The sequence below is a fragment of the Pseudoxanthomonas sp. LjRoot125 genome (assembly GCF_964252705.1).
Classification (GTDB): domain Bacteria; phylum Pseudomonadota; class Gammaproteobacteria; order Xanthomonadales; family Xanthomonadaceae; genus Pseudoxanthomonas_A.
Window position 1 is genome coordinate 131,994 of record NZ_CAXUOY020000001.1, and the last position, 16,564, is coordinate 148,557.

Below are 16,564 nucleotides of genomic sequence, written 5' to 3' on the forward strand. Positions count from 1 at the left end.
CCGGCTTTTTCTTTCCCTACGATGCGCGCCGCGGGCGGAACCGTGTATCGAACGCCAGCAGCATGCCGCGCAAGGGCGTAAACAACGTCGCCACACCGGCAAGCACGCCGAGCGTATTGGCCAAGGCGTCGCGCGGATCGGCCATGCGCGTGGTGGTCAGCGCACCCTGGGCGAACTCCAGGCCCACGCCCATCAGCACCAGCAACACCGCCACCACGATGCACCCGCGCCGCGAGGCGAACAGTTGCATCGCCGACAACGACAGCACCCCGTAAGCCAGGAAGTGCTCGACCTTGTCGCCCCCTTCCGGCACCGGCGGCAGACGGCTGAGGTTCGCCAGCGACAGCACCATCACGATGGTGACCGCGAGCAGCCACAGGCCCAGCCACAGGCGTGGGCGCCGGAACGGACGCAACGCGAACAGGGCGCTCACAGGCGCCAGCTCAGGTCGTTGAACAGGAACGCGGTACCGAACTCGACGTCGTTCGAGAAACCCATCACCTGGAAGCGCTCGCCCATCTCGCTGGGCAACGTCAGCCGCTTGGCCTCGTTGCGCAGGCGCAGCAGCGTGGTTTCGTCCGCGCGCTGCTGCGCTTCATCCAGTCGCTCCTGCAGGCCGTTGCCCAGCAGGAAATTCGCCTGCGTGGTGTAGCCGGCCAGATCGAAGCCCGCATTCGTACCGGCTTCGGCCAGCGCCGTGAAATCCACCGACGCCGTGATGTCCTGCAGGCCCGGCCACAGATACGCGTCGTTGTGCACGCGATGCCGGTAGTAAGCGCGCAACGTGCCGTCGTCGCGATCGGCCTGGTAGAACTCGCGGCGCGGGTAGCCGTAGTCGGCGAACAGCATCGCACCCCGATCCAGCCCCCCCATCACCGCCTGCACCCAGTACGGCAGCTGCGGCAATAGCTCGGACCGGTAGCCGTCCGGGAACGGTTGTCCCAGGTAGCGTTCGACATGGCGCACCGCGGCGGCCAGCAAGGCATCGGCCGGACGATCGGTGCGGATGAAGCGGCCCTCGCCGTCCAACGCCACGCCTTCCTCGAATACTTCGCCATCGCGCAGCGTGAAGCGCGGCGTAGGCAACGCATCGACGACTTCGTTGGCGAACAGCACCCCGCTCCAGGTTTCCGACGGCGGCGCATCCAGCCATTCGATCAGGTCGAACACCGGCGGAATCAGCCGACGCCCCAACCGCTCACGCTGGCGTTCGCGCAGGTCCGCGCTGGGCTCGAGGATGCCGTAGCGCGCGGGCAGCGCGTCCAGTTCGAGCAACCGCTTGAGCACGATCTCGGCGAACGCGCCGCTGCCGCCACCGATCTCGACGAACTCGGCCTGCGGCCCGATCTGTTGCAGCACCGGTGCCACCGCCTGCGCCACGCAGCTGGCGAACAGCGGGCCCAGTTCCGGCGCGGTGGTGAAATCGCCCGCCTCGCCGAACTTGGTGCTGCCCGCGCTGTAGTAGCCCAAACCGGGCGCGTAGAGGCTGCGTTCCATGAAGCGCGAGAACGGAATGCTGCCGCCCTCGGCGGCGATCTCGCTGCGGATGAAAGCGGCAAGGCGTTCGCTGTGGGCGCGCGCCTCGTCGTCGGGAAGGGGAAGATCGGCCTGCATGGCGCACCGGGAGCGGAAATCCCGGTCATTGTACGGGCCGTCTAACACTGGGATGGCGGCCCTAGCCAACCCCCGGAGTGGCGCATAGAATCGTGGTGCACAGCAGCAACGGACACGCCATGACCTATTGCGTCGGTATCGAAGTCAACGACGGCCTGGTCTTCGCCGCGGACACCCGCACCAGCGCCTCGTTCGACGACGTGCGCGTGTACCGCAAGATGCACGTGTTCGAATGGCCGGGCGACCGCGTCTTCGTCATCATGTCAGCCGGCAATCTGGCGACGACGCAGCTGACCATCTCGCGGCTGCAGCGCGACGCGGACGACCCCAACGCCAAGCACAGCCTGAAGACGTTCTCGCATCTCTACGAAGTGGCGGAATATGTCGGCGACACGCTCGTCGCCAGCCAGGTCAAGATGAACGACGAGGCCCAGCAGAGCGGCGTCAACGTGCAATCCACGCTGATCCTCGGCGGCCAGATCGCCGGCGAGCGCCCGGGCCTGTACATGATCTATCCGCTCGGCAACTGCATCGCGACTTCCCCGGAGACGCCGTACCTGCAGATCGGCGAATCGAAGTACGGCAAGCCGATCCTCGACCGCATCATCCGTCCCGAGACGCCGCTGGAAGACGCCGCGCGGTGCGCGCTGGTATCGCTGGACTCCACCATCCGCTCCAACCTGTCCGTCGGCATGCCGGTGGACATGGCGCTGCTGCGCAGCGGCGACCTGAAGATCACCCAGAAGATGCGCCTGGAAGCCGACACGCCGCTGTACGCCGAGATCCACGACACGTGGTCGCGCAAACTGGAGGCGGCGGTGCACAGCCTGCCCCGCTTCCCGTGGGAGCCGCAGGGCGAGCGCGAGCCCGCTCCCGCCAGCATGCCTGCCATGCCGCCACGCCGCGCACCGTCGCGACAGGATCCGGGCGACGCGCAGGGACAGCAGCAGTAGCGAGCGATGGCCGCGAACGACCTGAAGCCCTGGGTCGTCGCGATGCTCGTGTTTTGCGCGGGCCTCGGCCTCACCGTCTTCAGCCTGGCCTGGTGGATACCGCCGCCCTGGCGGGTCGTGGCGGGTATCGCGGGGGTGCTGATCGCGAGCAAGCTCGCCGCCATCTCCGCCGCCGCGTGGCGTACCCGCCACGACTGACGGCATCAGCCGTGGAAGTACCCTTCCGCGATGGCGTCATGCAACGCGCCCAGATGCACCTGGATCTGATCCATGAACTGCGCGGGATTGCGCGTCGCGAGGACGGCAGGGTCGGCGTTGCGGGTCAGGCCGATGACACGGTTGAGGTGACGGTCCACGCCGGGACGCGGCGGCATCGTCGGCAACACGCTCTGCACGCGCGACAGGCAGAAGTGCACGCTGCGCGGGAACTCGTTGTTTTGCAGCAGGAACCGCAGCGCCAGTTCGGCGGTGACGCGCTGGCGCACGTGCCGACGGAACATCTGGTAGCCGGCCAGCGAGCGCAGCACGCTCATCCATTGCATGTTCTGGAACGCCTCGCGGTCGTCCTCGTTGCGCGGCGTCACCAGACCGGATGCACCGGCGTCCATGATGCGCGTGGTCATGTCGGCCTGCTCCAGGCCCGTGCCCAGGCGCAGGAACTGGTACCCGATGTCGCGGCTGACGTTGGCGCTCAACAGGCCCGACACCTTGAGGCAACCGTCGACGATGCGCTGCAGGAATTCCAACCGGTACCGCCGGCTGAGGCTGCGTTCGCCCTGCGCAGCGATGTAGAGATGCAGGTCGTTGATCGCCTCCCACACATCCTGCGGCAGCGTATCGCGGATGCTGCGCAGGATCTCGCGGGCCGAATCCACCGAGGTGCGCAGCGAGGACGGATTGCGCTCGTCCAGCAGGAGGAAACGGATCACGTCCGCATCGCCCGCCGCTTCCGCCGTCGTTGGATAGCATTGTTCGAAGCACTCGCCCGCGCCGACCGTGTCGATCATCGGCCGCCACGCGAAGCGCACGGAGCGCGGCATGTCGAGCTGGAGCTGGCTGCCTACGCCCACCAGGCGCGCGGTGTTCTCGGCCCGCCGCACGTAGCGGCTGAACCAGTACAGGTTGTCGGCGACGCGCGACAGCATCAGCCTTCCTCCCCGTCGTCGTCGGACAGGTCCACCACCCACGTGTCCTTGGCGCCGCCGCCCTGCGACGAGTTCACCACCAGCGAGCCCTTCACCATCGCCACGCGCGTCAGGCCACCCGTGGTGACGTAGGTGTCCTGGCGCGACAGCACGAACGGACGCAGGTCGATGTGGCGAGGCGCCGGCCCCTGCTTGGTGACGATGGGCGCGGTGGACAGCGCCAGCGTCGGCTGCGCCATGTAGTTGCGCGGATTCGCTTCGATCAGCGCCTTGAATTTCTCCCGCTGGCGCTTGGTGGAACGCGGACCGATCAGCATGCCGTAGCCACCCGATTCGTTGGCCGGCTTCACCACCAGCTTCTCGATGTTCTCCAGCACGTACTTGCGCTCCTTCGCGTTGTGGCAGAGGTAGCTGGGTACGTTCGGCAGGATGGGGTCCTCGTCCAGGTAGTACTTGATCATCTTCGGCACGTAGGCGAAGACCACCTTGTCGTCGGCCACGCCCGCGCCCGGCGCATTGGCCAGTGCCACCTTGCCCGCGCGCCAGCTACGGATCAGCCCGGGTACGCCGAGCACGGAGTCGGGGTGGAACACGTCGGGATCGATGAAGAGGTCGTCCACGCGGCGGTACACCACGTCCACCCGCTTGGGGCCGTACACGGTGCGCATGTAGGTGCAGTCGTCGTCGGCGACGAACAGGTCGCTGCCTTCGACCAGCTCGATGCCCATCGCCTGGGCCAGGTACGCGTGTTCGAAGTAGGCACTGTTGAACACACCCGGCGTCAGCAGCGCGATCACCGGCGTATCGCCCGGGCGCGGCGACAACGCGGCGAGCGTGTCGTACAGCTGGCTGGGGTATTCGTCCACCGGCAGGATCGAACTGGTCTCGAACAACTCCGGGAACACGCGCTTGGCCACCATGCGGTTTTCCAGCATGTAGCTCACGCCGGACGGGATGCGCAGGTTGTCCTCCAGCGCGTACAGCGTGCCATCGCCGTCGCGCACCAGGTCCGAGCCGCAGATGTGCGCCCACACGCCGAGCGGCGGCGCGATGCCGACGCACTGCTCGCGGAAGTTCACCGAATCCTTCAGCAGCATCGCCGGGAACACCTTGTCCTTGACGATCTGCTGCTTGCCGTAGATGTCGCCGATGAACAGGTTCAGCGCGCGCATGCGCTGCTTCAGGCCGGCTTCGGTACGTTGCCACTCGCTGAGCGGGATGATGCGCGGGATCAGGTCGAACGGTAGCGTGCGGTCGACGTTGCGGCCGTCGGAGTACACGGTGAAGGTGATGCCCTGCACGCGCGCCACCACGTCGGCGGCAAGCTGGCGTTCGGCGATTTCGCGGCCGGAGAGCCCGGCCAGGTATTCCACCAGGCGGCGCGCGGCCGGTCGCGGCCGTCCATCGGCCTGGATCAGTTCGTCAAAGGTCGTGGTGCGGTACTTCGCCCAGTCCATTCGCCCTTTCCACTGTCCCCGGCCGGCACATCCGGCGAGGGGTGATGCGTCGCAACATGCACGGTCGGCGTGCGCGCCGTCAAGCATTCGCGCGGCGACATGCTCGACTCACATCCATCGGCATCGCTTTGCGCCATTCCGGTGCAAAGCAGGGACAATGTCGGCCTCTGCACGGGAGCCCGCCATGTCCGCCACGCGTCGCGTCGTCCTGATCACCGGTGCCGCCCGCCGTGTCGGCGCGGCGATCGCGCGCCGCCTGCATGTCGACGGCCACGACCTGGCGCTGCATTACCGCGCGTCATCCTCCGACATGCAGGCACTGGTGGACGAACTGGAGTCGGCCCGTCCCGGCAGCACGCTGGCACTGCAGGCCGAGCTGGCCGACTTCGATCGCTTGCCCGAGCTCGTCGCAAGGACGGTCGGCCACTACGGTCGCCTCGATGCCTTGGTCAACAATGCATCGGCGTTCTATCCGACGCCCGCCGGCATGGCCACGCCGGCGCAGTGGGACGAACTGTTCGCCGTGAATGCGCGCGCACCGTTCTTCCTCGCGCAGGCGGCGGCGGCGCACTTGAAGGCGGCGCGCGGCGCCATCGTCAACATCGCCGACATCTATGCCGAGCGTCCGCGCGCGGACCTGGCGGTCTACGCCGCTTCGAAGGCCGCACTGCTCGCGATCACGCGCGGGCTCGCTGTTTCGATGGGCCCCGACGTGCGCGTGAATGCGGTCTCGCCCGGCGCGATCCTGTGGCCCGATGGCGGTATCGACCCGGCGCTGCAGGCGAAGCTGCTCGCGCAGACGCCGCTGGGCCGAATCGGCGAGCCCGCCGATATCGCCGCAACGGTCGCCTGGCTGCTGAGCGACGCGGCCAGCTACGTGACCGGGCAAACCCTCCACGTGGATGGCGGCCGCGCCCTGGGTTGAGGCGTCAGCCGGCGTCGATCGCCACGGGTTCGGGCGGCGACATGCGATCGGGATGCGCGCCCCACAAGGCCTGCAACGTCATGCCGTTGCGCGGATCGATCTTGTCGGGCGCGATGTCCGCCAACGGCAGCAGCACGAACGCATGCTTCAGTTCATCGCGCGGCAGGCGCAGATTGCCCGGGGCCTGCAGCACCAGGTCGTCGTAGAAGACGATGTCGATATCCAGCGTACGGTCGGAGAAGCGCGGCCCACTGCGATCGCGGCCGTGCGCATCCTCGAGCGCATGCAGCCAATCGTTGAGCGCGAACGGGTCGAGGTCGCTCTCGATCACCGCAGCGGCATTGAGGAAGTCGGTGCCATCGAAGCCGACCGAGCGCGTGCGATACACCGGCGACAGGCGCACGTCACCGAATCGCGTGCGGAGGGCATCGATGGCGACCCGCAGGTGGTGTTCGGGCGCCACATTGCTGCCCAGGCTGAGGTAGGCGAGACCCACGGTCAGTCTGGCCGCGTGCCGCGTTCGATCAGCACGCCGACGTTGCGTGCGCCGGTAACGGCACCGGGCTTGCTGAGCTTGAGCCGCACCCAGGCCACCCCGAACTCGTCGCGGATGATGCCGGCGCAGCGCTCGGCCAGCGTCTCGACCAGCCCGAAGTTCGCTTCTTCGACGAACGAGATCAGCCGCTTGGACACGGCCTTGTAGTCCAGCGTGTGCGCGATGTCGTCGCTGGCGGCCGGCACGCGGTTGTCGAAGGCCATTTCCACGTCCAGCGCCACGGTCTGACGGATGCCGCGCTCCCAGTCGTAGATGCCGATGACGGTCTCGATGCGCAGGTCTTCGATGAAAACGATGTCCATGACGGGCTACAGATGACGGAATGCGCGCATGGTAACGGCAAACCGCGACAGCTCCGTCATCCCGCGCGCGCGGTCACCTGCGGCAATGTGGCCATGTCCCAACGCGGTGTGACCTTCACCTCCGGCGTCTCGTGCTGACCGGCCTCCAGCCGCAGCGCGCCGGCGAAGGCGATCATCGCGCCGTTGTCGGTGCACAGCGAAGGACGCGGGAAGCACGCGCGGCCGCCTCGCTTGGCGGCGATCTCCTGCAACTTCGCGCGCAGCCGCTTGTTGGCGCCCACGCCGCCGGCGACGACGATGATGTCGCTGCCCGCCGCGTCCAGCGCGCGCTCGCACTTGATCGCCAGCGTATCGACCACGGCATCTTCGAACCCGCGCGCGATGTCGGCGCGCGTCTGCGCCGCCTGGTCGCTGTCGCGCCAGGCCAGCAACACCTGTGTCTTCAGGCCGGAGAAACTGAAGTCCAGCCCGGGACGGTCGGTCATCGGCCGGGCGAACCTGAACCGGCCGGGTGTGCCCTGCTCGGCCAGCGCGGCCAACTGGGGGCCGCCGGGGTACGGCAGGCCCATCATCTTGGCGGTCTTGTCGAAGGCTTCGCCCGCCGCGTCGTCCAGGGTTTCGCCGAGCAGGCGGTAGCGCCCGATCGCATCCACGGCCACCAGCTGGGTATGGCCGCCGGACACCAGCAGCGCCACGAACGGGGGCTCGGGCGGGTTGTCTTCCATCAGCGGGGCCAGCAGGTGGCCTTCCATGTGATGGACCGCCACGGCCGGCACGTCCAGCGCCCACGCCAGCGACCGGGCCACGCCGGCGCCCACCAGCAGGGCACCGACCAGCCCCGGGCCGGCCGTGTAGGCCACGCCCTCCAGGTCCCCGGTCTCCAGCCCGGCCTCGGCCAAGGTCTGCCGGATCAGCGGCAGCAGCTTGCGCACGTGGTCTCGGCTGGCCAGTTCCGGGACCACGCCGCCGTATTCGGCATGCAGGGCGATCTGGCTGTAGACCGCATGGGCCCGCAGGCCGGCGGCGCCGGACAGGCCGGTGTCGTAGACGGCCACGCCGGTTTCGTCGCAGCTGGTTTCGATGCCGAGGACTTTCATGGGAACGATGTGGGGTCCGGGAGGGGGAGGGGCAAGCCGGCAGGTGGCCGGGGTGGGTTGCAGCGACGGCTCCGGTCGCTATAATACGCGGCTCACCCGGCGTGCCCGGGCCGTTTAGACCACCGAGATTACGTATGCCCAGCGTCAAAGTCCGCGAAAACGAGCCGTTTGAGTTTGCGCTGCGTCGCTTCAAGCGCACCTGCGAAAAGGCCGGCGTCCTGGCCGAAACCCGCAAGCGCGAGTTCTACGAGAAGCCGACCCAGGAGCGCAAGCGCAAGGCCGCTGCTGCGGTGAAGCGTCAGCTGCGTCGCAGCTCGCGCGACGTCACCAAGCGCCAGCGCCTGTACTGAGCCGCGTCGCTTCGCAAGAAGCCGGCACGCGCGAGCGTCGCCGGCTTTTTGTGTTTTTGGCGTCCCACGGCTCCCCCCGTGCCACGCCCTCCCCGTTCCCCCGGAGCACACCATGTCCCTGAAACAGCAGCTCACCGATGACATGAAGGCCGCGATGAAGGCCGGCGAGAAGGACCGCCTGGCGGTCATCCGCCTGATCAACGCCGCCATCAAGCAGCGTGAAGTGGACGAGCGCATCGAGCTGGATGACGCCGCCGTGCTGGCCGTGCTGGAAAAGATGGTCAAGCAGCGCAAGGACTCGGTCAGCCAGTTCGAAGCCGCCAACCGTGAGGATCTGGCGGCCATCGAGCGCGCCGAGCTGGTCGTGATCGATACCTACCTGCCGGCCAAGCTGGGTGAAGCCGAGATCCTGGCCGCCATCGAGGCGGCCGTCGCCAGCATCACCCTTGAAAGCGGCGGCGCACCCGGCCCGGCCGACATGGGCAAGCTGATGGGCGTGCTGAAGCCGCGCCTCGCCGGCCAGGCCGACATGGGCCAGGTCTCCGCGCTGATCAAGAAGAAGCTGGCGGGCTGAGCCAGACCGCCCCGGGAACGTCTCCATGGCATCCTGACGCCATGGAGACCCCCTCGATCACGCTGCGCCCGGCCACCCGCGCCGACATCCCGCAGATCCTCGATTTCATCCGCGGCCTGGCCGAGTACGAAAAGCTCGCCCACGAGGCCGTCGCCACGCCGGCGCTGCTGGAAACGCACCTGTTCGGCGCACGGCCTGCGGCCGAAGTCGTCATCGCCGAGGCCGACGGCACGCCGGCCGGCTTCGCCCTGTTCTTCCACAGCTTCTCGACCTTCCTTGGGCAGCCGGGGCTGTACCTGGAAGATCTCTTCGTCTATCCCCGTTACCGCAGCCTGGGGCTGGGCAAACGCCTGATGGTGCACCTGGCGCGGCTTGCGCTGGAACGCGGCTGCGGGCGCTTCGAATGGTCGGTGCTGGACTGGAACACGCCGGCCATCGACTTCTACCGCCGCCTGGGCGCCACCGGCATGGACGAATGGACCGTGCAGCGCGTCAGTGGCGACGCCTTGCGCGCGCTGGCCGACGCATCCCCGTAAACGTCCTCACCACGCCGCGCTAACGAAGCGCTGACACGCCACGGGCCACCCTCGGCCCATGCACACGCCTGCCCGCCTTCCCGCGATCCGGAAACGCCTGCAGCACCTCGGTGCGCGCGCCGAGCGCAGCCTGCCCGTGGCGTTGCTGCGCCGCTTCATCGACACCGACCTGATGACGCAGGCGGCATCGCTCTCGTTCTACGCGCTGCTGTCGCTGGCGCCGTTGCTGATCCTGCTGCTGTGGCTGACCGCCTCGCTCTACCCGCCTGCGCAACAGTCGCTGCTGGACCAGATCGCCCAGCTCGCGGGCCCCGATGCCGCCGCCGTCGCCGAGACGGTGATCCGCAACGCCGACGCGCGCCCTGACATCGGTTCGCTGGCAGGCCTGTGGAGCACCGGCCTGTTGCTGGTCGGCGCCACCGTCGTGTTCGCCCAGTTGCAGGGCGCGTTGAACCTGATCTTCCGCACCGACGCGCAACGCCTGAACGGACTGGTGGCGTGGTTGAAGAAGCGGGTGTTCTCGCTGGGCGTGGTGCTGGCGATCGGCTTCCTGCTGATCGTGTCGATGATCGCCACCACGGCGCTGCAGGTGGCCTTCGCACGCCTGCCGTCGTTGCTGCCGGCGCTCGGTTACGGCAGCACCCTGCTGCTGTACGCGCTCGCTTTCGCCTTCTTCTACCACTACCTGCCGGACCGTCGCGTGGCGTGGTCGCGCGCCTTCCTGGGCGGCGCGATCACGGCCCTGCTGTTCGCAGGCGGACGGTACCTGATCGGCTTCTACCTGGCCGAAGCGGCGCCCGGGAGCGCTTATGGCTCGATGGGCGCGTTGGTATTGCTGCTGGTCTGGATCTACTACGCCAGCGTGGTGTTCTTCGCCGGTGCGCTGATCACGGCGGTGATCGACGAACGCCAGCGCGCCCGCACGTTGGCCAGGGCGCAGGCCGCGGCCTGAACATCATTCCCCCCAGTCGGCGCGCTTGCTGGTCTGGCCGATGCCGGGATTGAAGGTATTGGTGGGGTCCAGCGTGCGATAGAACGCCGCGAGCGCCGGCTTGGCCGGATAGAGATGGCCGACGTTGTGTTCGGCCGGATACTCGGCGCCGCGCGCATCCAGCAGCTTCCAGAGCGCATGCTCCACCGCAAGCGGATCCGTTCCCCGCCGCACGATGTAGTCCTGGTGGAAGACGTGGCAGAAGAAGTGCCCGTAGTAGAGACGCGCGACCATCGTGTCGGCCAGCGCGGCAGGCAGGGTTTCCACCCAGTCGCGGTCGTCGCGGCGAAGGGCGACATCGAGCGCGACGATGTCCTCCACCTCCGTGCGATGCACCTCGCGGTAGCGCACGGCGGCACCGGCCACGGCGAAGCGGTGCAGGAACGCCTTGCGCCCTTCGTCGGCATCGCAGGCGAAGAACGAGCCTTCGTGGTGGGCGAAGAAGCGTTCGAGGAAATCGTGCGTGGTGCCTGCGTCCCGCGCCGACACCTTGAGCAGCAGATGATGTTCGTAGCGCGCGCGGAAATCGCGCAGGCGCGGCGGAAGATGATCGGGCAGCCATCCGGATACGGTCTGCAGCACGCGGTCGGTCAGGCCGCGCAGGCCCCAGCGTTCGCACCAGCCGTCGATGCGGCTCTTCAGCGCGAACGCCGCCGGTACGCGATCGGTGCCGAAGCGGTCGATCAACAGGAACGTGTCCTTGCCATACCGGTCGCCGATGTCGAAGGCATCGCGATGGAGGTATTCGCCCGAGATCGGCAGGCGTTCGGCCGCGGTCAGCAGATGCCGGCGCACGCCGGTGAGGTCGTCGGGATCGTTGCTACCGATGTAGAAGACCGATGCGTCGTCCTTCTCGAACGTATCCAGCCGCACCGCGAACACCGCCAGCCGGCCCGCGCAACCGGACGCCTCGTGCAGGCGTGCCGCATCGGCGTTGTAGCGCGCCGGCGTGCCTGCATCGACCTGGCGCACGTGGGCCGCATAGTGCGGGTCGGACGCAGCGCGCGCGGCGTCGTGGACCACGTCCGCCGGCGCATAGTCGCCGGCCTGCAGGCGGGTCAGGATTTCTTCCGGCGTGTCGCCGAGCGCGATGCCCAGGTGGTTGACCAGCCGCAGCACGCCGTCGCCGCCGCGCTGCGCATACAGCGCCAGTTCCGTGTACGCCGGACCACGACGCACCAGCGCACCACCGGAGTTGTTGCACACGCCGCCCAGCACGGACGCACCGATGCACGACGAGCCGATCACCGAATGCGGCTCGCGTCCCAGCGGTGCGAGCGCCTTCTCCAGCACGTCCAAGGTCGCGCCCGGTAGGCAGACCACCTGGCGGCCGCCGTCGATCACCTGCACGCCGGCCAGCCGCTGCGTGCTGACCAGCACGATGCCGCGGTCGTAGCCGTCGCCATCCGGCGTCGAGCCGCCGGTGAGGCCGGTGTTCGCCGCCTGCATCAGGACGATACGGTCCGCCTGCACGGCGGCTTCCAGGACGCGCCACAACGCGAGCAGCGTGCCGGGACGCACGACGGCCAGTACCGGGCCGTCGCCGAAGCGGTAGCCTTTGCGGTAGCGGCGCGTCGCCCGCGCGCCGGTCAGTACGTGCGCCGCGCCCACGGCCTCGCGCAGGCGGGCCAGCAGGGCTTCGTCGGACGGCATCGTTGCAGGCATGGCCGCATGGTAGCGCGCGATCCCGGCGACCCGGCCGGGCGTGGCATCCTATGCGACCCATGGCCCGCATCCCCGACGCCTTCATCGACGAACTGCTCGCCCGGACGGATATCGTCGAGGTGGTGGGCGCGCGCGTCCCGCTGAAGCGCCAGGGCAAGGAATATTCGGCCTGCTGCCCGTTCCACGACGAGCGCTCGCCGTCGTTCACGGTCTCGCCGACCAAGCAGTTCTACCACTGCTTCGGCTGCGGCGCGCACGGTACGGCGTTGTCGTTCCTGATGAACTACGACCGCCTCGAGTTCCTCGACGCGGTGGAAGAGCTGGCGCGCCGCAACGGCATGGAAGTGCCGCGCGAGACCCAGCAGCGCAACGAGAACAACGACACCAAGGACCTCTTCAATGCCCTGGAAGCGGCCGCACGCTTCTTCCAGCGCAACCTCGACGGTAGCGAGAAGGCGAAGACCTACCTCGATGGCCGCGGCGTGGACGCGGCGATCCGCACGCAGTTCATGATCGGCTATGCACCGGATGGCTACTCGGCATTGAAGGATGCGCTGGGCACCGACGAGCGCCGGATGAAGTTGCTCGATCGCGCCGGCCTGTTTTCGAAGAACGACCGCGGCCATGTCTACGACAAGTTCCGCGACCGGGTGATGTTCCCCATCCACGACCGACGCGGCCGCGTGATCGCCTTCGGCGGTCGCGTGCTGCAGAAGGACGACGGCCCCAAGTACCTCAACTCGCCCGAGACCGCGCTGTTCCACAAGGGTCGCGAACTCTACGGCCTGTGGCAGGTGAAGCAGGCCAACCAGAAGATCGCGCGCCTGGTGGTGGTGGAGGGCTACATGGACGTGGTCTCGCTGTTCCAGTTCGGGGTGAAGGAAGCCGTCGCCACGCTGGGCACGGCGACCACGCCGGAACACGCCGAGCTGCTGTTCCGCAATGCGCCCGACGTGTACTTCTGTTTCGACGGCGATGCCGCGGGCCAGCGTGCCGCGTGGCGCGCACTGGAATCGGTGCTGCCGCGCATGAAGGACGGACGCCAGGCGTTCTTCCTGTTCCTTCCCGATGGCGAGGACCCCGACACCATCGTGCGGCAGGAAGGCGCGACGGGCTTCGACGCGCGCCTGCAGCAGGCGATGCCATTGTCGGAGTTCTTTTTCCAGGAACTGGGCAAGGACATCAAACTCTCCACGCTCGACGGAAAGGCCCGCCTGGCCGAGCGCGCGCGCCCGCTGCTGGCGCAGATTCCCGATGGTGCCTTCGGCGACCTGATGCGGCAGCAACTGACCGTGGTGACCGGCGTGGGCGCAGGCAACGCCGCCGCGCCGGCACCGGCCGCGCCAGCGCGTCGTCCCGCTGCCACGAGCCCGGGCCAGAAACCCAGCCTTGTCCGCCACATCATCGTGCGCCTGCTGCACAAGCCTGCGCTCGCGCTAGCGATCGAATCCACGCATGGCTTCTCTGCCTTGCGCCTGCCCGGCATGGACCTGCTGCTGGAACTGATCGCGCTGGTCCACGCGCGTCCCGACATCACCACCGGTGTATTGCTGGAACATTTCGCCGAACGGGATGAAGCAGCCGCTTTGCAGAAGCTGGCGATGCAGGATCTTCCCGGCGACGAGGAAAGCTGGCGGCTCGAACTGCTCGACGCCGCCGTGCAGCTGGAGAAGCAGATGCTGCAGCAGCGCCTGGACGAACTGCAGGCCAAGCAGCGCAACGTCGGGCTCGACGAAGCCGACAAGTACGAACTGCGCACCCTGTTGCAGGCCCGCATCGGTCGTCATTGAGAGGAGCGTCGCATGAGCCGTCTGGTCCGTTTACTGTCCGCCTTCCTGCTCGCCGCGTGCGTCACTACCGCCCTGGCAGGCGAGTTCACCCAGCCACGTCCCGGCCTGCATACCGGCGGGCAGCCGACCCTCGAAGAGCTGAAGCGACTCAAGGACGACGGCGTGCGCACGGTGATCGACCTGCGCGGCCCGCAGGAAGACCGCGGCTATGACGAGGCGCGCGAAGTCGAAGCGTTAGGCATGAGCTACATCGCGCTGCCGATCAGCGGCAAGGAAGACATCAGCGCGGAGAAGGCCCAGGCCCTGCACGCTTTGCTGCAAGGCCGCGAGGGCGAAGTGCTGCTGCATTGCGCGTCCGGCAATCGTGTCGGCGCGCTGCTCGCGCTGGGCGCGGCGCAGCTGGATGGCCTGTCCGCGGATGAAGCCCTGGCCCTGGGTCGTTCCGCCGGACTGAAATCGCTGGAACCGGTGGTGGTGGAGCAGCTCGCCACGCCTGTCCCGGCGGAGTCGAACTAAGGCGTTAGACCATCGCCGGCCGCAGCAGCGGCATCACCCAGTGGTCGGCGAGCAGGAACGCGAACAGCGCCATCAGGTAGACGATGGAATAGTTGAACACGCGCATGGCGAAGAACTCGTCAGGCGGATTCAGCAGGCGCCACGCGTACCAGAGGAACACCGAACCCAGCACCAGCGCGCCGCCCAGGTAGAAGAACCCGCTCATGCCGAACACCACCGGCAACACGGTCACTTCCACCAGCAGCACGGTGTAGAACAGGATCTGCCAGCGCGTATACGTCACGCCGTGCGTCACCGGCAGCATCGGCACCAGCGCGCGCGCGTAGTCTTCGCGACGGAAGATCGCCAGCGCCCAGAAATGCGGCGGCGTCCACACGAAGATGATCAGCACCAACAGCAGCGCATGCGGCCAGTCCCACTCGCCCTGCATGCCGGTCATCGTGGCCCAGCCCAGCAGCGGCGGCGCCGCGCCGGCGATGCCGCCGATGACGATGTTCTGCGGCGTCGCGCGCTTCAGGAACACCGTGTACACCACGGCGTAACCGATCAGCGAAGCGAACGTCAGGATCGCCGTGATCGTGTTGACCCACAGCACGAGGATCGCCATCGACAGCGCCGCCAGCACCAGCGCGAAGACCAGCGCCTGCCACGGCTTCACCTGGCCCTGCACCAGCGGGCGCCACGAGGTGCGCGCCATCTTGGCGTCGATGCGCGTGTCCAGGAGCTGGTTGATCGCCGCAGCGCTGGAGGCCGCCAGCCAGATGCCGAGGAAACCGAGCGCCCCGCGCACCAGCTGCGCGCCATCGGGCAGGCCATCGATCGCGAGGAACATGCCGACGATCGCGGTGAACACGATCAGCGCCACCACGCGCGGCTTGGTCAGGTCCCAGTACTGGCGGTAAGTGGAGGCCATGTCAGTCGGGCTTGCGCAGGCGGGCGACCAGCGACACCATCGTGAACAACAGCAGCACCGCGCCGGCGTTGTGCGCGACCGCGACCGGCAGCGGCAGGTTGAGCTTCACGTTGAGGATGCCAAGCGTGACCTGCGCGCACACCAGCACCGCCAGTGTCAGCGACCAGCTGCGCATGCCCGGCGTGCGGAACAGGCGCAGTGCCAGCGCCAGCACGTAGAGCGCGACGATCACCGCCATGATGCGGTGGGTCAGCTGGATCGCGATGCGCGAGGCGCCATCGAGCACGCCACCTTCATAGTCCACGCCGATCCCGCGCCATAGCACGAAGCCTTCGCGGAAATCCGCCGGCGGCGCCCACTGGCCGACGCACTTCGGGAAATCCAGGCCGCAGGCCAGCGCGGCGTAGTTGGCGCTCACCCAACCGCCCAGCGCGATCTGCACGCCGAGCAGCACCAGGCCGCCGATCAGCCAGCGCCGCAGCACCGTGCTGTCCGCCAGGGTGATCGGGCGATCGGTGGCGCGCCAGGCCATCCACACCAGCAGCGAGAACGTGGTCAGGCCGCCGAGCAGGTGACCCATCACGACGATGGGTTTCAACAGCCACGTCACCGTCCACATGCCGAGCAACGCCTGGAAGATGATCACCGCCAGCGTCAGCGTCGCCGCGCGTGCCAGGTCGATGTTCGACCAGCGCAGGGCCGCGAACAGCAGGATCGCTTCCCCCAGGATCGCCAGCGCGGATGCCGCGCCGTGTTCGCCGTGCATGTACAGCGGAATCGCGGCACCTACGAGGCCTGCGGCCACCAGGATCTGCGCCATGCCCCAGCGCCGGCGACGTGCGGCCAGCAGCGCGAGGACCAGCACCAGCACGCCAAGCGATGCGGCGAGATGGCGATGGACCTGTTCGCGCCATGCCTTGTGGGTTTCGAACGGACGGATCTCGCTGGCCACGTGCGAAGCTGCTTCATCGACCGCCTGCGGCCATGCCGCGCGGCCGTAGCAGGTCGGCCAGTCAGGGCAACTCAGGCCGGCGTCGGACAGACGCACGAAGGCGCCGAACACGACGACGCACAGCGTCAGTGCCACCGCCAGCCAGGCGATGCGATGGAAGTGTCTGTAGATCACGGGGCGCGCGATCTCGGGACGGTCGTTGGAAGTCATCATGGTCAGGGAGCGTGC

General features: G+C 68.0%; 19 protein-coding genes. 9 read left to right on the forward strand and 10 right to left on the reverse strand.

What is annotated here, in order from left to right; all coding sequences use genetic code 11:
- Positions 1-16: 16 nt before the first annotated feature.
- Together ACSION_RS00595 and ACSION_RS00600 are read right to left on the reverse strand one after the other, a co-directional pair.
- Entirely contained in the window at positions 17-442 is a 426-nt protein-coding gene (locus tag ACSION_RS00595; RefSeq protein WP_435306630.1) for a VanZ family protein, read from the reverse strand.
- Complete coding sequence (locus ACSION_RS00600; protein ID WP_435304399.1) at positions 430-1,614, reverse strand: class I SAM-dependent methyltransferase; 1,185 nt, start codon at positions 1,612-1,614, stop codon at positions 430-432. Before ACSION_RS00600 ends, ACSION_RS00595 begins: the two co-directional genes overlap by 13 nt.
- 119 nt (positions 1,615-1,733) lie before the next feature.
- Between ACSION_RS00600 and ACSION_RS00605 the strand changes: the two genes are divergently transcribed.
- Both ACSION_RS00605 and ACSION_RS00610 read left to right on the forward strand, forming a co-directional pair.
- Positions 1,734-2,567, forward strand: a complete 834-nt coding sequence (locus tag ACSION_RS00605; RefSeq protein ID WP_093488690.1) for a 20S proteasome subunit A/B — start codon at positions 1,734-1,736, stop codon at positions 2,565-2,567.
- Positions 2,568-2,573: 6 nt separating this feature from the next.
- Positions 2,574-2,765 (forward strand): hypothetical protein, encoded by a 192-nt coding sequence (locus ACSION_RS00610; protein WP_435304400.1) that lies wholly within the window; start codon positions 2,574-2,576, stop codon positions 2,763-2,765.
- Between the two features lie 5 nt (positions 2,766-2,770).
- On the opposite strand, the gene ACSION_RS00615 is transcribed toward ACSION_RS00610, so the two are convergent.
- Both ACSION_RS00615 and ACSION_RS00620 read right to left on the reverse strand, forming a co-directional pair.
- Positions 2,771-3,712: an alpha-E domain-containing protein gene (locus tag ACSION_RS00615; RefSeq protein WP_435304401.1), complete on the reverse strand. Its 942-nt coding sequence runs from the start codon at positions 3,710-3,712 to the stop codon at positions 2,771-2,773.
- Complete coding sequence (locus tag ACSION_RS00620) at positions 3,712-5,169, reverse strand: circularly permuted type 2 ATP-grasp protein (RefSeq protein WP_435304402.1); 1,458 nt, start codon at positions 5,167-5,169, stop codon at positions 3,712-3,714. Before ACSION_RS00620 ends, ACSION_RS00615 begins: the two co-directional genes overlap by 1 nt.
- 184 nt (positions 5,170-5,353) lie before the next feature.
- Between ACSION_RS00620 and ACSION_RS00625 the strand changes: the two genes are divergently transcribed.
- On the forward strand, positions 5,354-6,094 hold the full coding sequence (locus tag ACSION_RS00625) for a pteridine reductase (protein WP_435304403.1): 741 nt from the start codon (positions 5,354-5,356) through the stop codon (positions 6,092-6,094).
- 4 nt (positions 6,095-6,098) lie between these two features.
- Here the strand turns inward: ACSION_RS00625 and folK are convergent, their stop codons facing one another.
- Genes folK through tsaD form a run of 3 tightly spaced genes read right to left on the reverse strand, consistent with a single transcriptional unit; the run spans position 6,099 to position 8,049 of the window.
- On the reverse strand, positions 6,099-6,590 hold the full coding sequence (gene folK, locus ACSION_RS00630; RefSeq protein WP_435304404.1) for a 2-amino-4-hydroxy-6-hydroxymethyldihydropteridine diphosphokinase: 492 nt from the start codon (positions 6,588-6,590) through the stop codon (positions 6,099-6,101).
- A gap of 2 nt (positions 6,591-6,592) precedes the next feature.
- On the reverse strand, positions 6,593-6,952 hold the full coding sequence (gene folB, locus ACSION_RS00635) for a dihydroneopterin aldolase (RefSeq protein WP_056880159.1): 360 nt from the start codon (positions 6,950-6,952) through the stop codon (positions 6,593-6,595).
- Positions 6,953-7,008: 56 nt separating this feature from the next.
- Positions 7,009-8,049, reverse strand: a complete 1,041-nt coding sequence (tsaD, locus tag ACSION_RS00640) for a tRNA (adenosine(37)-N6)-threonylcarbamoyltransferase complex transferase subunit TsaD (protein ID WP_435304405.1) — start codon at positions 8,047-8,049, stop codon at positions 7,009-7,011.
- 134 nt (positions 8,050-8,183) lie between these two features.
- Between tsaD and rpsU the strand changes: the two genes are divergently transcribed.
- The 4 genes from rpsU to ACSION_RS00660 all read left to right on the forward strand — a co-directional run bounded on the left by rpsU (position 8,184) and on the right by ACSION_RS00660 (position 10,461).
- On the forward strand, positions 8,184-8,399 hold the full coding sequence (gene rpsU / locus ACSION_RS00645) for a 30S ribosomal protein S21 (protein WP_002808376.1): 216 nt from the start codon (positions 8,184-8,186) through the stop codon (positions 8,397-8,399).
- A gap of 112 nt (positions 8,400-8,511) precedes the next feature.
- Positions 8,512-8,973: a GatB/YqeY domain-containing protein gene (locus ACSION_RS00650; RefSeq protein ID WP_093488706.1), complete on the forward strand. Its 462-nt coding sequence runs from the start codon at positions 8,512-8,514 to the stop codon at positions 8,971-8,973.
- 41 nt (positions 8,974-9,014) lie between these two features.
- Positions 9,015-9,509 (forward strand): GNAT family N-acetyltransferase, encoded by a 495-nt coding sequence (locus ACSION_RS00655; RefSeq protein ID WP_435304406.1) that lies wholly within the window; start codon positions 9,015-9,017, stop codon positions 9,507-9,509.
- 58 nt (positions 9,510-9,567) lie between these two features.
- The gene (locus ACSION_RS00660) at positions 9,568-10,461 is read left to right on the forward strand and encodes a YihY/virulence factor BrkB family protein (protein WP_435304407.1); all 894 of its coding nucleotides are present in this window, start codon (positions 9,568-9,570) and stop codon (positions 10,459-10,461) included.
- 3 nt (positions 10,462-10,464) lie between these two features.
- Here the strand turns inward: ACSION_RS00660 and dld are convergent, their stop codons facing one another.
- Positions 10,465-12,153 carry a D-lactate dehydrogenase gene (gene dld / locus ACSION_RS00665; RefSeq protein WP_435306631.1) on the reverse strand — a complete coding sequence of 563 codons (1,689 nt, stop codon included), beginning with the start codon at positions 12,151-12,153 and terminating at the stop codon, positions 10,465-10,467.
- A 71-nt stretch (positions 12,154-12,224) separates the two neighbouring features.
- On the opposite strand from dld, the gene dnaG reads away from it, so the two are divergent.
- Positions 12,225-13,955 (forward strand): DNA primase, encoded by a 1,731-nt coding sequence (gene dnaG, locus ACSION_RS00670; protein ID WP_435304408.1) that lies wholly within the window; start codon positions 12,225-12,227, stop codon positions 13,953-13,955.
- 12 nt (positions 13,956-13,967) lie between these two features.
- A complete protein-coding gene (locus ACSION_RS00675) occupies positions 13,968-14,471 on the forward strand; it encodes a fused DSP-PTPase phosphatase/NAD kinase-like protein (protein WP_435304409.1) in 504 nt (167 codons plus the stop codon).
- A gap of 4 nt (positions 14,472-14,475) precedes the next feature.
- Here the strand turns inward: ACSION_RS00675 and cyoE are convergent, their stop codons facing one another.
- Both cyoE and ACSION_RS00685 read right to left on the reverse strand, forming a co-directional pair.
- Entirely contained in the window at positions 14,476-15,384 is a 909-nt protein-coding gene (cyoE, locus tag ACSION_RS00680) for a heme o synthase (RefSeq protein WP_435304410.1), read from the reverse strand.
- A gap of 1 nt (position 15,385) precedes the next feature.
- A complete protein-coding gene (locus ACSION_RS00685; RefSeq protein ID WP_435306632.1) occupies positions 15,386-16,546 on the reverse strand; it encodes a COX15/CtaA family protein in 1,161 nt (386 codons plus the stop codon).
- Between the last annotated feature and the right edge of the window lie 18 nt (positions 16,547-16,564).